Raw genomic sequence first — 13,682 nt, 5'->3', positions numbered from 1 at the left:
GAAATTATAATTGGTTTGAAAAGTGATTCTAGGAGCTAGATTGCATGGTTTCTCAAACTTGAATTTACAGGTTCAACCTTATTTTCTCTCATTTCGCTGTAACTTGGAAGTGTAAAATTTTTTACATGTAATCCAGTTACTATTACAACTAAAATAGCTAGGACACTGCAAACTAATGCACCAGCTAAAGATGGAACCATCACAGCAGCAGCAACAAACAATCCTGCAATAACAACTCCAACAACATCACTCCTTAATGAGGCGTAAAAACTCTCCTTACTTTTTTTGTATTTAGTTTCTTTTTCATGTGGTGGAGAAAATTGAGCCTCTACAAAGCCGTTAGCTTTCTTATCATTATTTGGTGTGACAGTTGGGCCAGTCCTTGTTGATACAGGTGCTTCATTTTTGTTATTATGATTATCATCGTTAGTACTAACAGGGAGCACTGTTGCTACAGGTCTACTAATAACATTTCTATTACTATTGGATACACTATTTGTTTCTATGTGGAATGTTTCTTGTTCCTTATTTGTTGCTGATCCATGCGGCACAATTATTTCTCGATCATTTTGTATCAGTGCTGTTGCTGCTACAGAATTCTTTTTTGAAGAAGCAGTGCAGAATGCATCATCCTTTAACTGTTGATATAATCTGTACAATTCACTTTCAGGATCTAGTTTTGATTGCTCTGCATTAACACTTTGCAGTAACGTGCTCAGAATCTCAGCATTGTCATCATCAGTGTAAGAGACAACAAAGCATAATATAGGTTTGTCTCCTTCAATTTTGCTAACGTAATAACTGTCTTCTTGACTGATTGCATTAATAACGGTCACTCTATTTTCTAAGAGTAATTTTATTACATTGAAATTCTCATTTTGAATTGCACACTCTAGCAATGCGTTTCCTAACACAGTACCTTGTCCACACTTGCTTTGAAAACTAGTTTTTTGCTTATTTAAATCCCTTTGTAAGTCTTCAAAACTGATTGAGTTTATTGTTCTCGCTATACGTTGATACCACTTTCTAACGTCATTGCTATTTAGCACAGCAGTTTCTCCACTACTGCTGGTCCGCTCTATTCCCTCCCAAATTAGGCGTGTTACTTAATGCTGATCTAAGCAGTGCAATTATTACACAGCTTGAGAGATATTTATTGTGATCAGAATTGCTGAAGTCGACTTTAAACTCAGAATCTATTTGAAGTTGTTCTCTGAGTGATAATTTCCCTTCTTCAATTATTTTTAGAAGATTTCTTATACCATCTTCTCCTAAGAAACTCACTCAACTAACTCTTCTTGTTGAACTAATATGTAGCCAAATTCGCTCGCTTTTTTGATCAAATTTTTTACAGTTCTATCTTTATAGCGTGTTTCATAGTATTCCATTCCTTTTTCTACATATTCCTGTCCGTATTTGAGCATACTATAAAATATGCATGCCATTTTTCTTGCAGTAGCTGTTATTGCTTTTGGTGCTCCTAGTCGTTTTTTCAATCTTCTGTAGTATGCACCCAACGCACTTTTACTATTTCCTACAGAATGAGCAGCTATTCGCAAAGCATTTGCAGCACGGTTAATGTGTAATAGTTCAGACTTGATCTGACAGGCGTGAATTAACTGACAGAAGAATTGACAAAGTCAAAACCAAAATCAGCATCCTGTTTAATGCTATCAATATTTTTCTGATAAGCAATATGCATACTATCAAAAAAGGTTTGCATAGGTGTCTTACCATAGCAATATTTACCTGAATGCGGTCGAGATCTATTGTAAGAATGCACCCAATGGTCTACATCTAGCTGAAGCTCTGCCAAAGAGGTGTAAATTTTCTTTCTGAAGATAATATTGTAGCATTCATCTTGCATAGTTCTGTGGAACCTTTCACAGATGCCATTAGTTTGTGGAGAACGAGCTTTGGTTCGAGAATGATCAATATTTTCTACCCCCAAATACAGCTGGTAAGCGTGATTTTCAGGTCTGCCACAGTACTCTGTACCACGATCCGTCAAAATGCGTAGCAATGATACTTTCTGTTCATCAAAAAACGGTATCACCCTATCATTGAGAAGGTCTGCAGCTGTAATAGCAGTCCTTTCTGTATAAAGCTTAGCAAAAGCAACTCTAGAGTAGGTATCAACAAAGGTTTGTTGGTAAATTCGTCCAATACCTTTGATATTACCCACATAATAGCTATCTTGGCTACCCAAGTATCCTGGATGTTCTGTTTCAATTTCTCCATGGGCCTCTTTTTCTTCCTTAGCCTTCTCTAGAGCTGTTATCTGCTCTTCTGTTAAGATAATGCCATCTTGAGCTACTTTTGCTTCTAATGCCTTTAACCTCTTTTTGAAATTCTCAAGATCGTTTCTTTGCCACACTGATCTTATTCCACTTGCAGAGATGAGAATTCCTCTCTTTTTCAGTTCGTTTGCTGCTCTTTCTTGTCCATACGCTGGAAATTCTATTGCTATTTCAATTACTGCTTTTTCTATATCCTCCGATACCCTATTTGCATATAATGGCTTGCTTTTGCTTATCTCGTGTAAAGCCTCTTCTCCTCCTTTTTCATACAGTTCTTTGAAGCGGTAAAATGTATCCCTTGAATATCCCATTACCTTACACGCCTGTGATACATTTCCTAATTGCTTTGCAAGTTCTAGCAATCCCAACTTTGGTTTTAGTATTTTTTCTTGTGTTGTACTCATATCTGACACTCCTTTAAAATTTATTCATATTTTTATCTTACTTTGTTCGCCTGTCAGATCAAGTCTGAACTATTACAATTTAGTTTGAGTTTAAAAAGCTATAGATGACTATATATTACTTAACCAAAGAAGGAGAAATGCTAGATCTGATTTGCTGAAAACATTACGGATTTACTGATGGAGTAGTGGAATTAGTACTAGCAGAGAACTTAGGTTTGGCAGAATACGGAAGCTTTTTGCCTGCAGGATTAAAGATAAAGCTTCCTACTATTAAGAAAACAGTACAAAAGTCAAAATTAAAGGTCTGGGAATAAATGCAGCCAGATTTTATAATAGATAAATGTGAATCAATTAAAGATAGAGTTATATCATTGCACCTTACAGATGAATCAGGAATAATAGATGATGTAGTTGAAGTGTGTGTTGATTACAGGGATGAAGACATAGATATTCCGAATGAATTGAACATAGCACTAGGTTATAAGGAATTTGGAATCTTTCCAATGGGTATATATACAGTCAACGAAGTGACTATACAGGGTCCACCTAAGACTCTACTAATCAAAGCTCATGCAACAAATTTAAGAATATCTTTGAAGGCAAAAGTATCAAAAGAATGGCGCCAAATTACCATAGAAAACTTAGTAAAAGAAATAGCCCAAAAACATGGATATGGATACAAAGTCGCTGAGGAATTTAAGAATGTATTGATACCCCATATTAATCAGGCAGATGAAAGTGATATAAGTCTGTTAACAAAGATCGCAACAGAGCGTGAAGCAATGGCAAAATTAGCTGGTGGGTATATATTGTTTATTTCAAAGAATATGGCAAAATCAGCCACAGGAAAAGCTTTAGGAACAACGACTATTAGACCTCAAGATACAATTAACTGGAAAGTGCATTTTACCGTACGTGATAAGTATAATTCAGTAGTGGCAAAGTGGCATAGCTATGAAAAAGGTGAAACTATATCAGAAACAGTTGGCTCTGGTAGTCCAAGTTATACTATACAGACGCTTTACTCTAATGTAGAATCAGCACTAAGTGCAGCAAATGCTAAATTAAAACAACTAAAGCGAAATAATGCAGTATTGGATATCACTATACCTGGTAATCCAGAACTATTTGCAGAAGCGAAACTTAATCTTATAGCTTTTAATCAAGCGGTAGATGGTGAATGGATAGTTAACAGAGCAGAACACGTATTAGATGGTTCAGGTTATCACACTGTGTTATCAGCATCAACGTTAAAGGAAAATCAGTAAAACAAGTGTTTAATGTTGAAAAAAGTATTGAATATGAATAGAGACTCAAGAAATAAGCTACATTTTTGGTGGTGTATAACAATGATAATATGTGTTGTTATTACCTGTTGTTATATGAGAACAAAAGCTACAGACAATTATAAAACAATACTGCGGATTGCATCTGAAAATTGTAACTTAGAAATTGTGAAGTTTTCAGTAAAAAATTTATTAGATATAGATATGCAAATTTCTAAACTTACTACATTACATTATGCTGCAGGAGAAGGATGCTTAGAAGTTGTCAAGTTTTTGATAGACGAAGGAATTAATGTAAATATTATCAACGGGTATGGAAGTACAGCACTTCACAATGCTGCATATCGAGGAGATTTAGAAATAATAAGGCTTTTATTGGAGAAAGGTGCAAATCCTACAATCAGAAATAAAGATGGAAAAAATCCAAGAGATGTAGCTGTACTAAGATCACGGCACAATAAAGATAAACCATACGATGAAATTATACACTTGCTCTATAATGCTGAAAAGGAACACAAATCTGAGCAGTAATATTTAGTAACTGGAAACAAGAAGTAGTTGAAAGTTTTTTATTACACAGTTAGGAGAAACATGCAAAATCAAAAAATCCCAATTACAGTAATTATCACGTTATTAATCCAAACCGTAGCATTCATATGGTGGTTATCCAAGTTAGACTCAAGGGTACAACTTCACGATAAGCTAATAGAATATGGTTTAATGGAAAAGGTTCTTGTACTTGAGGAAAGGGTGAAAAATCTTTCTGAAGAGTTGGATGATTTTAAAGCTAGCAACTTAAAATGTGAGTAATCAATTTTCTATTAATGGCGTATAAGCATCAGATTGAAATTGACGATCCTTCCAGTTTTTGATGTATTGCTCGACTAATGGAGGATCTCCTGTTATAATTAGTAGATTCTCAGCGTTTTTTTTCTGTGCGGCGTCAGAGAAATTGAAAGATCCAGTTATAATTTTTTGGTTATCAATAATCATGACTTTATTGTGAGCGATTGCTGGTTTGAAATCAATATAAATCTTAATACCTTGCTCAAATAACTCGTTGATGACACTATATTTTGAATGAATTTGCGACTTATCAAGAATTATCTTAACTTCTACACCTCGTTTTTTGGCTTGAATCAAGGACTCAGCAATAGGCTTTGAGGTAAATTGGTATGCCTGAACCAACACGGATTTTTTAGCATGATCCACAGAATCAATTATTAGATTGGTGCAATTTTCCCCAGGAGTGAAACATACAGTAGTAGTTGGACAAGAAACACAACCTGATAAAAGAGAACAAGTTAATAAAATCAATAAATATCTAAACATGACTAAATATATCCTTTCAGTAGATGGCGGAGGCATAAGGGGCATCATACCAGCAATAATTTTAGCAGAAATAGAAAAGAGAGCAAGGAAGACAATTTCCCAGATCTTTGACTTAATGGCAGGTACTTCAACCGGTGGAATTGTTGTAGCAGGATTATGTAAAAAAGATGAACAGGGCAATCCCCAATATTCAGCCAATGATTTAGTTGAGCTTTACCAAGAGTACGGAGCATATATTTTTAAGTCTTCATTTTTGAGAAGATCAATATTTTCTTGGCTTAATTGTGCACAATACCCACACAAAAACATCGAATCGATATTAGAAAAATATTTTGGTGATGATACTCTACAAAACACTTTAAGTAAGGTACTGATAACAAGTTATGATATTCATAACAACCGTCCTTTCTTTTTCAAGAGCTGGAAAGAAGATAGAAATTTTATCAAATTGAAAGATGCATTACGAGCTACAACTGCATCACCTACTTACTTTGTACCTAAATATCTTAAAATCAACCAAAAGGAAATGGTATTAGTGGATGGAGGGGTTTTTGCCAATAATCCAGCGGCTTGTGCATATGCAAGTGGTAAGAGGTTATTTCCTAATGATGATATTCTACTGTTATCGATAGGTACTGGAAGAACAGATAGAAGCATAGAATATGTTAATTCAAGAAGATTTGGAAAAATAGGCTGGATCAAGCCATTACTGAATATGATGTTTGCCTCAAGTTTAGATGCAGTAAATTACCAACTTGATCAAGTTATAGCTGATAAATATATACGTATACAATCACAATTGAAAATAGCATCAGCTGAGATGGATAATATTACATCAAAAAATATCAAATCTCTTCAGCAAGAGGCAAAGGCAATGATAGAAGGTAACCAAAAAGTAGTCGATAAATTCTGTGATATTTTATCTTGATACGTAGAAATGCCAAAAAAATTCTGTAACAAGGGATATCGCCTCTCCAAAAAAGTGTTTCAAGAAGCTAAGCCAAAAATACTACTTCAAAAATGGCTTCAAAAAACTGAAAAGAAAAATAAAAAAATTAAATCCAATATAGGGAGCAAGAGATTAGCATTTTTACTGACAGTTGCCACACCAGCGTTCAATTTAGCCAGTACTAACCATCAGCATCAATTTTAAAAACATTAAAGAAGTTAACGCAAATTAGCAGCAAAATCTAAGAGCCTGTCTTCAAACTAAGTAGAAAGGAGTTAAGAAGTGTGTTATAAGATATATTTTAAATGTACCCAAGCGATATAAGTGACAAAGAATGGAAGATAATAGAGCTATATTTTGAACCTAAAAAGACCGGCAGACCAAGAAAACATAGTATTAGAACAATTATTAACGCAATCTGCTATATGATGAGAACAGGATGTCAATGGAGACAACTGCCTAAAGATTTTCCACCATGGAAAACAGTGTATAGTTGTAATTCGCGATTGAAAAAAAGTGGAATATGGCAAGAGATTCATGATTTTCTAGTTAAAAAAGTAAGAGAGATAATTGGTAAGAATGAAACTCCATCAGTGGGATAATAGATAGCCAATCAGTAAAAACTACTCAAAAAGGGGTTCCAGAGGATATGATGCTGGCAAAAAAATAAAGGGTAGAAAACGTCATATTGTTGTAGATACAGTGGGCCTAATTATTGCGGCTGATGTTCATAGTGCAAGTGTTCAAGATCGTGATGGTGCACTAAATCTTTTTGTTCAAGCCAAATGCAAAGCTCCAACATTACATAAGTTTTTTGCTGATCAAGGATACACAGGTAAATTGCAAAACCTCTGCTTATTGGAAACTGGATGTTTATTGACGATTACCAAGAAAATAGTTGATACAGGATTTCAGGTTATTCCCAAACGTTGGATTGTTGAGAGAACCTTTGCTTGGCTCTCCAATTTTAGACGTATGAGTAAGGATTATGAGCATTCTCCTCTCACTTCAAAAAATAACATCTTTTTTAATATGATCACTATTATGCTTCACAAATTAGCTCATTCTTGAGTTTGAAGACAGGCTCTTAGAGAAAGAATGATTATTTTCTTCAGATTGAGAACTTTTCTTTTTAGACGTATTAGTAAAAAAATCAATTAGTGAACTAAACATTAAGCACCTCTTAGTATTACTACTTAACTATAACTTAATGCCAAATGTTGTAAAGCTAAAATTAATATGTAAATTCATTTTTTTAAGACAATTATAAGTATCTTCCTTCTATAAAAATTTTATAATTAGCATATGACAAATGTTTAAGATATTGATTTTGTTTGTATTTTTATTACTTTACCAGGCAATATTATTAATGAATTAGTCAGACAAATATCTTGGCCAAACTTTACTCCATCCACAAACTCTCCATTTGTTACTCCAGTTGCAATGAACACTGATTCACTTCTTGCCATGTCTTTCACGGTGTAGATTTTTTCTGGGTCAGTGATATTCAAATTTTTTGCTCTTTCTTTTAATTGATCCGTGTCAAATATTAATCTTCCTTCTATCTGCCCACCGATTGAGCTTAGCGCTGCTGCTGCAAGCACTCCTTCTGGAGCTCCTCCTGTGCCGATATACATATCGTGATTGCCATTTATTAGCGAAACTATGGCTGCAACATCACCATCATCTATTAATTTCACTTTTGCTCCTAGCTTCCTAATTTTTGCTATTAATTCATCATGTCTTTCACGTTTAAGTACAGTTACTATAAGATCACTTGCTTTACATCCTTTTGCCTTGGCTAAATTGTCCAGATTCTTCTCAATCCTATTTTTTAGTGAGACTACACCCTCTGGGAGATTTTTTCCCACTGCTATCTTTTCCATATAAACATCAGGTGCATGTAAAAAATTACCTTTTTTTGTTGCAGCAAGAACAGACATTGCCCCTTGTTTATAATGAGCGCAAATCGTAGTGCCCTCAAGTGGATCAACAGCGATGTCAATCTCAGGGCCACTTCCTGTGCCAACTTTTTCTCCGATATATAGCATCGGTGCTTCGTCCCTCTCCCCTTCCCCAATCACAATTGTACCATTTATTTCCATTGAGTTTAGCACCGTACGCATTGCATCAACTGCAACCTGATCGGCCTTTTTTTCATTACCAAGGCCTGCCAATTTATATGCAGCAAGTGCTGCAGCTTCGGTTACTTTCACTAACTTATAGGCTAAATCTTCTATCATTTGCTCGAGAATCATAAATCAATATATATCATGCCATTTGATACTGCAAGATTACTTGACTGAATAATGAAAAAGTTGATATAATAAGCGTATAGCAATAATAGTAAGATTTGAATATGATCGGTAATTTAACTTATGAAGATGTAAAGAAATTTGTAACTGATAATCCTAATATAGCTGCTCAGGAATTTGGTGAGAAGCTAAAACAAAGTGGGCCAACAGATGCAAAGATTTGTGATTTGTTTATGGATATTCTCCGCTCAGGGAAAAGCAGTATTTTAAATGATTATGATACATTTCCAAAAATTGTTGAATTGCTCGCAAAGTCAAATATTAAAATTGATATTGGAGATACTACTTCTAAAACTGTATTAGATTACGCTGTATCAGGTGGAAAACCTAACGTTATAAAGATATTTTTGGATAGCGATAAATTTGATCAAGAAAGAAAATCTAATGCTTTGTTGACCGCCGTTAATGAAGGTAAAGTTCAAGAGTTTGAGATATTTTTAGATTACATAGATCATACGAAAATACTAGAGGTTCTTAACACAGCTCCTCACAATGAGAGCACTGAAGTTATGAAGATACTCTTGAATAACAAAAGATTTACTGGAGAAGAGAAAGTTCAGGCTTTGAGTAATGCCTCTGTAGATGGCGACCTACCAAAAGTTAAGTTACTTTTAAAGTATATGACAGGTATACCAGCATCGAACAGACGAAATCTGTCAAATCAGAAAGAAACACACAAATTTAAGTTTTTAGTAGTTTTCAAGTATAGTTGTACAGGGAGCGCCTTTGCAGTTATGACCGACATTTTCAATGGTGCCTAAGTGCCCGTATGCAAGCATGGTTTTGGAAGGAACGGTCAAATCATTGATGGAGTCATTTAGACTACCTCGGTTAGGAGATTGTACTATCAACCGTTCCAAGCTGAAGCGTTTCCCTATTACAAATTATATGCAGGAGTTACCATGAAAAAAGCAAAAAGTAAATTAGAAATAGTGAATCCTAATGCAGCAGGAATAGACATTGGTTCAGCTGTACACTATGTGTGTGTACCTGAAGGAAGAGATGAACAACGCGTTCAGAAATTTGGCTGCTTTACTGAAGACCTTCATAACTTAGCACAGTGGTTGAAAAAGTGTAAAGTTACAACAGTAGCTATGGAATCAACAGGAGTATATTGGATTCCTTTATTTCAAATACTTGAGTCATACAAATTCGAGGTAAGATTGGTAAATGCACGGCATGTAAAGAATGTACCTGGTAGGAAGTCTGACGTTCAAGATTGCCAATGGCTCCAACAACTGCATAGCTACGGACTGCTTCATGGATCGTTTAGGCCAGATAATCAGATGTGTGTATTGCGCAGTTACGTGCGGCAACGCAAAAATCTCACTGAAAGTGCATCTACACATATTCTGCGTATGCAGAAGGCATTAATTCAAATGAATATACAATTACACAAGGTTATTAGTCATATTACTGGGATAACTGGTATGAAAATCATTGAAGCTATAATTGAAGGCGAAAGAGATTCTGAAAAATTGGCAGAATTCAGGGACGTGCGAATGAAAAATGATCAGTCTACTATTGCAAAAGCGTTAGCTGGTGACTATAGAGAGGAACACTTATTCACGCTAAAGCAAGAATTTGAACTATATAATATTTATCAAGAAAAAATAGCAGAATGTGATAGAAATATTGAAGCCTATTATAAAACGTTTGAAACAAAGTCTTGTGAAAGCAAACAGCTAAGTAAGCAAAAGAATAAAAATAGCAAAAGTAAGCCAAGCTTTGCTTTGTATGAGGAACTGCACCGAATAACTGGTATGGATTTCACTAAAATTCCTGGATTTGATGTATTAAGTATACAAACCATAATTTCAGAAGTTGGTATAAACCATAGTAAATGGCCAACAGAAAAGCACTTTTCATCGTGGTTGGGACTCAGTCCTGCTAATAAAGTTACAGGGGAAAAAGTGTTTAACACAAGAACACGTAAAGTCATTAACCGTGCTGCAAATGCTTTGCGAATAGCTGCTCATTCTGTAGGAAATAGTAAAAGTGCGTTGGGTGCATACTACAGAAGATTGAAAAAACGACTAGGAGCACCAAAAGCAATAACAGCTACTGCAAGAAAAATGGCATGCATATTTTATAGTATGCTCAAATACGGACAGGAATATGTAGAAAAAGGAATGGAATACTATGAAACACGCTATAAAGATAGAACTGTAAAAAATTTGATCAAAAAAGCGAGCGAATTTGGCTACATATTAGTTCAACAAGAAGAGTTAGTTGAGTGAGTTTCTTAGGAGTAGTTTATCAGAAAAAATGCAAATCCTATCTACAGATCAGGGGTTATATAGTAAACTTACCCAAAAAGGCTATCCTTATACTGAAAATGGAAATATACCTTCTATGAGTGAGCATATTGAGAAACTTAACAAGATTTACCGTGATGCTATTGAAAAGAAAGGCAAATCAGTAGCTGTTAAACCCGGTCCTTGGAGAATTACTTTTGATACTAATCCAGATTACTGCAATTTTGCTTGTATAATGTGCGAATGTTTTTCACCATACAGCAAAGTTAAAGAAGAAAAGAAAGCTAAAGGAATAAAACCTAAGATACTGTCGATAGAAACTATCAGAAAAGTAATTAAGGAAGCAGCTGGCACACCTTTAAGGGAAATCATTCCTTCTACTATGGGTGAACCTTTAATGTACAAAAGCTTTGATGAAATAATCAATTTGTGCCATGAGTTCGGCCTTAAGCTTAACCTCACGACCAATGGTTCTTTTCCTATTAAAGGAGCTAGAAAATGGGCTGAACTATTGGTACCAATTTTATCTGATGTTAAGATTTCCTGGAATGGGGCAACCAAAGAAACTCATGAAAGAATCATGAAAGGTTCAAAATGGGAAGTAGTGACAGAAAATTTAAAAACTTTTCTTGAAGTTAGAGATAAATACTTTAGCAATACAGGTGAAAGGTGTACCGTTACTTTACAATTAACATTTTTGGAAAGTAATTTACATGAACTCTATGACATAGTTAAGATGGCCATAAAAAATGGCATAGATAGAGTTAAAGGACATCATCTTTGGGCACATTTTGAGGAAATTAAGGATCTATCTATGAGAAGAGATGAGTTAGCAATTAGTAGATGGAACACGGAGGTGAGAAGGTTATACGAACTTAGAGATAATATGCTATTGCCAAATGGTAAAAAGATAAAATTAGAAAATTTCACAATCCTTTCTCAAGAAGGTATTAAGGATTTGGCTCCAGGTGGTCAATGCCCATTTTTAGGTAAAGAAGCATGGATAAACAATGAAGGAAAGTTTAGTCCTTGCTGTGCCCCAGATGAACTCCGTAAGACATTAGGAAATTTTGGTAATGTTAATGAGGTTAAACTCGAGGAAATATGGCAGAGTAGTGAGTACCTAAGCTTACAAAAAAATTATTTAAATTACAAATTATGCAAAACATGCAACATGAGAAAACCTTTGATCAATTAATCAAAGATAATCTTAGATCTATTAAAATTTCACCGTGTGAGAGGTTTCACGAGTTGCTAGGAAATCCTTTGTATGAAAATAGGTTTATAAAGGTTGGTAAATTTCATGAGCCCGGTCTTGCACCGGTTTATGATCAGATAGGCGCTTATCATATCAATGTGAGAGGAGAAGCAGTTTATCATCATAGATTTCTAAAAACTTTTGGATTCTACTTTAATAGAGCGGCCGTAGAAGATGATACAGGGTGTTACCATATTGATTCATCTGGATGTAGAGTATACAAACAGTCGTATCAATGGATTGGAAATTATCAGGAAGATGCTTGTGTAGTTAGAAGACATGATAAATGTTTTCATATTAATTTAAATGGCAACAGGATTTATCAGGAGGAATATGATTATGTTGGAGATTTTAAGGATGGTATCGCTGTAGTCTATAAGGATGGCAAAGCTACACATATTAATCATCATGGAAAGTTAGTACATAATAAATGGTATAAAAAACTTAATGTTTTTCATAAAGGGTATTCTATTGCAGAAGATCAACATGGTTGGTTTCATATAGATATTAATGGTGATCCTGTTTACCAGCAGAGATTTAAAATGGTAGAAGCATTCTATAATGGGATGGCAAAAGTTGAAACTCTTGAAGGTGTGTTAGGACAAATCGATATTACCGGAAATGTAAAGTTTAATATTTTTGATTTAGGTAAAGAATCTCAAGTGCATAGGATTTCTGCAGAACTTTCAGCCTTTTGGAAAACGTACCTAACAAACGTTGCTATTGAACTTGATTTGTTAAATATTTTACCTGCAACTATGCCGGTTTTATCTAAAAAGTTAAACATTATCGTACCAAATCTAGAAAGGCTGTTAAGGGCGTTGTGGGAAATAGGGTTTATTGATTACGATAAGGACAAGGACTTATGGCAACTATCATCAAAAGGTAAGTGCTTTAAGGAAATACCGTTTTTGTCTAAAGCTGCAACAATGTGGGTGAGAGTTGCAGCTGAAAAGAATTGGTTAAAGATTGCCGATATACTAAAACAGAAGTCAATCTCTTCATTTGAATCTTTTAAGGAAAGAGAAGCATCAGAAGATAAGAAAATAGCGTTTTACCAAGCATTGCTAGGATATTCTAGGTTTGATACTAAAGAGTTTAATTCTAGAATTAATATAGATGATGCTAAGAATATATTGCTATTTGGTGTACATTCTTTATTTCTTGCTTATTCTGATATACACAATAAAGGTTCTATAGGCCTATATAACGAACATAAAGTACCAAGACAGTTAGTAGAAAATTTAAAAGTCAAACTTATAACTCAGGAAGAACTATCAGCTACAAATTATGAATTAGGTGTCTTTTGCTGCTTTCTACAGCATTATGATGATGATAAAGTATTATCTTATTTAAAATTGGTCAAAGGAATATCTCGTATTTTATTGATAGAAACTATTTTAGATTACCGCTCTCCAGCTGGAGGCTCTGTAGATATTAATGTAATGGTTGAAACAGGAGGTAAACTAAGAACATTAAGCGATTGGGAAAAAATACTCAAACAAGTAAAAGGATTCAAAATTTCTTCTGTTGTACCTTTAACAGATTACTTATCAGTCATTGATGTCAGGTGTTAATCA

14 protein-coding genes and 3 pseudogenes are annotated in these 13,682 nt (G+C 34.5%); 11 read left to right on the top strand and 6 right to left on the bottom strand.

Annotated elements, in window-relative coordinates:
• Positions 1-35: 35 nt before the first annotated feature.
• The 4 genes and pseudogenes from ABWU73_RS00200 to ABWU73_RS00185 form a co-directional block, all read right to left on the bottom strand.
• Positions 36-1,049, bottom strand: a complete 1,014-nt coding sequence (locus ABWU73_RS00200) for a hypothetical protein (protein ID WP_265017816.1) — start codon at positions 1,047-1,049, stop codon at positions 36-38.
• A 13-nt stretch (positions 1,050-1,062) separates the two neighbouring features.
• Entirely contained in the window at positions 1,063-1,284 is a 222-nt protein-coding gene (locus tag ABWU73_RS00195) for a hypothetical protein (protein WP_265017817.1), read from the bottom strand.
• Positions 1,281-1,580, bottom strand: a pseudogene (locus tag ABWU73_RS00190) (IS110 family transposase); the annotation flags it as partial. The pseudogene ABWU73_RS00190 and the gene ABWU73_RS00195, both read right to left, overlap by 4 nt.
• Positions 1,581-1,615: 35 nt before the next feature.
• A complete protein-coding gene (locus tag ABWU73_RS00185) occupies positions 1,616-2,704 on the bottom strand; it encodes an IS481 family transposase (protein WP_264329420.1) in 1,089 nt (362 codons plus the stop codon).
• A 104-nt stretch (positions 2,705-2,808) separates the two neighbouring features.
• On the opposite strand from ABWU73_RS00185, the pseudogene ABWU73_RS00180 reads away from it, so the two are divergent.
• The 4 genes and pseudogenes from ABWU73_RS00180 to ABWU73_RS00165 all read left to right on the top strand — a co-directional run bounded on the left by ABWU73_RS00180 (position 2,809) and on the right by ABWU73_RS00165 (position 4,800).
• Positions 2,809-3,018: pseudogene (locus ABWU73_RS00180) on the top strand (tail protein X).
• The gene (locus ABWU73_RS00175) at positions 3,019-3,972 is read left to right on the top strand and encodes a contractile injection system protein, VgrG/Pvc8 family (RefSeq protein WP_265017843.1); all 954 of its coding nucleotides are present in this window, start codon (positions 3,019-3,021) and stop codon (positions 3,970-3,972) included.
• Positions 3,973-3,984: 12 nt separating this feature from the next.
• Positions 3,985-4,521, top strand: coding sequence for an ankyrin repeat domain-containing protein (locus ABWU73_RS00170; RefSeq protein ID WP_265017842.1), 537 nt, complete (start codon positions 3,985-3,987; stop codon positions 4,519-4,521).
• Positions 4,522-4,581: 60 nt separating this feature from the next.
• Positions 4,582-4,800 carry a hypothetical protein gene (locus ABWU73_RS00165; RefSeq protein ID WP_265017841.1) on the top strand — a complete coding sequence of 73 codons (219 nt, stop codon included), beginning with the start codon at positions 4,582-4,584 and terminating at the stop codon, positions 4,798-4,800.
• On the opposite strand, the gene ABWU73_RS00160 is transcribed toward ABWU73_RS00165, so the two are convergent.
• Positions 4,801-5,322, bottom strand: coding sequence for a phospholipase D family protein (locus ABWU73_RS00160; RefSeq protein ID WP_265017840.1), 522 nt, complete (start codon positions 5,320-5,322; stop codon positions 4,801-4,803).
• Between ABWU73_RS00160 and ABWU73_RS00155 the strand changes: the two genes are divergently transcribed.
• From ABWU73_RS00155 to ABWU73_RS00145, 3 genes are all read left to right on the top strand, one after another.
• The gene (locus ABWU73_RS00155) at positions 5,321-6,250 is read left to right on the top strand and encodes a patatin-like phospholipase family protein (RefSeq protein ID WP_265017839.1); all 930 of its coding nucleotides are present in this window, start codon (positions 5,321-5,323) and stop codon (positions 6,248-6,250) included. The genes ABWU73_RS00160 and ABWU73_RS00155 overlap by 2 nt on opposite strands.
• 326 nt (positions 6,251-6,576) lie before the next feature.
• Positions 6,577-6,873 (top strand): transposase, encoded by a 297-nt coding sequence (locus tag ABWU73_RS00150; RefSeq protein WP_265017838.1) that lies wholly within the window; start codon positions 6,577-6,579, stop codon positions 6,871-6,873.
• A 10-nt stretch (positions 6,874-6,883) separates the two neighbouring features.
• Positions 6,884-7,342: a transposase gene (locus ABWU73_RS00145; protein ID WP_320109414.1), complete on the top strand. Its 459-nt coding sequence runs from the start codon at positions 6,884-6,886 to the stop codon at positions 7,340-7,342.
• A gap of 245 nt (positions 7,343-7,587) precedes the next feature.
• Here ABWU73_RS00145 and glpX read toward each other — a convergent pair whose 3' ends face one another.
• The gene (glpX, locus tag ABWU73_RS00140; RefSeq protein ID WP_007302771.1) at positions 7,588-8,511 is read right to left on the bottom strand and encodes a class II fructose-bisphosphatase; all 924 of its coding nucleotides are present in this window, start codon (positions 8,509-8,511) and stop codon (positions 7,588-7,590) included.
• Positions 8,512-8,630: 119 nt separating this feature from the next.
• On the opposite strand from glpX, the gene ABWU73_RS00135 reads away from it, so the two are divergent.
• The 4 genes and pseudogenes from ABWU73_RS00135 to ABWU73_RS00120 all read left to right on the top strand — a co-directional run bounded on the left by ABWU73_RS00135 (position 8,631) and on the right by ABWU73_RS00120 (position 13,679).
• A complete protein-coding gene (locus tag ABWU73_RS00135) occupies positions 8,631-9,347 on the top strand; it encodes an ankyrin repeat domain-containing protein (protein WP_265017837.1) in 717 nt (238 codons plus the stop codon).
• 141 nt (positions 9,348-9,488) lie between these two features.
• Complete coding sequence (locus ABWU73_RS00130) at positions 9,489-10,826, top strand: IS110 family transposase (protein WP_264704179.1); 1,338 nt, start codon at positions 9,489-9,491, stop codon at positions 10,824-10,826.
• A gap of 10 nt (positions 10,827-10,836) precedes the next feature.
• Positions 10,837-12,042: pseudogene (locus ABWU73_RS00125) on the top strand (radical SAM/SPASM domain-containing protein); the annotation flags it as partial.
• Positions 12,003-13,679, top strand: coding sequence for a WG repeat-containing protein (locus tag ABWU73_RS00120; RefSeq protein WP_264373748.1), 1,677 nt, complete (start codon positions 12,003-12,005; stop codon positions 13,677-13,679). The pseudogene ABWU73_RS00125 and the gene ABWU73_RS00120, both read left to right, overlap by 40 nt.
• Positions 13,680-13,682: the final 3 nt, after the last annotated feature.

Origin of the sequence: Wolbachia endosymbiont (group A) of Andrena helvola (assembly GCF_964028415.1) — a bacterium.
Lineage (GTDB): Bacteria > Pseudomonadota > Alphaproteobacteria > Rickettsiales > Anaplasmataceae > Wolbachia > Wolbachia pipientis.
Note: the sequence above shows the minus strand (reverse complement) of the source record. Positions and strands in the feature narration are given on the sequence as shown.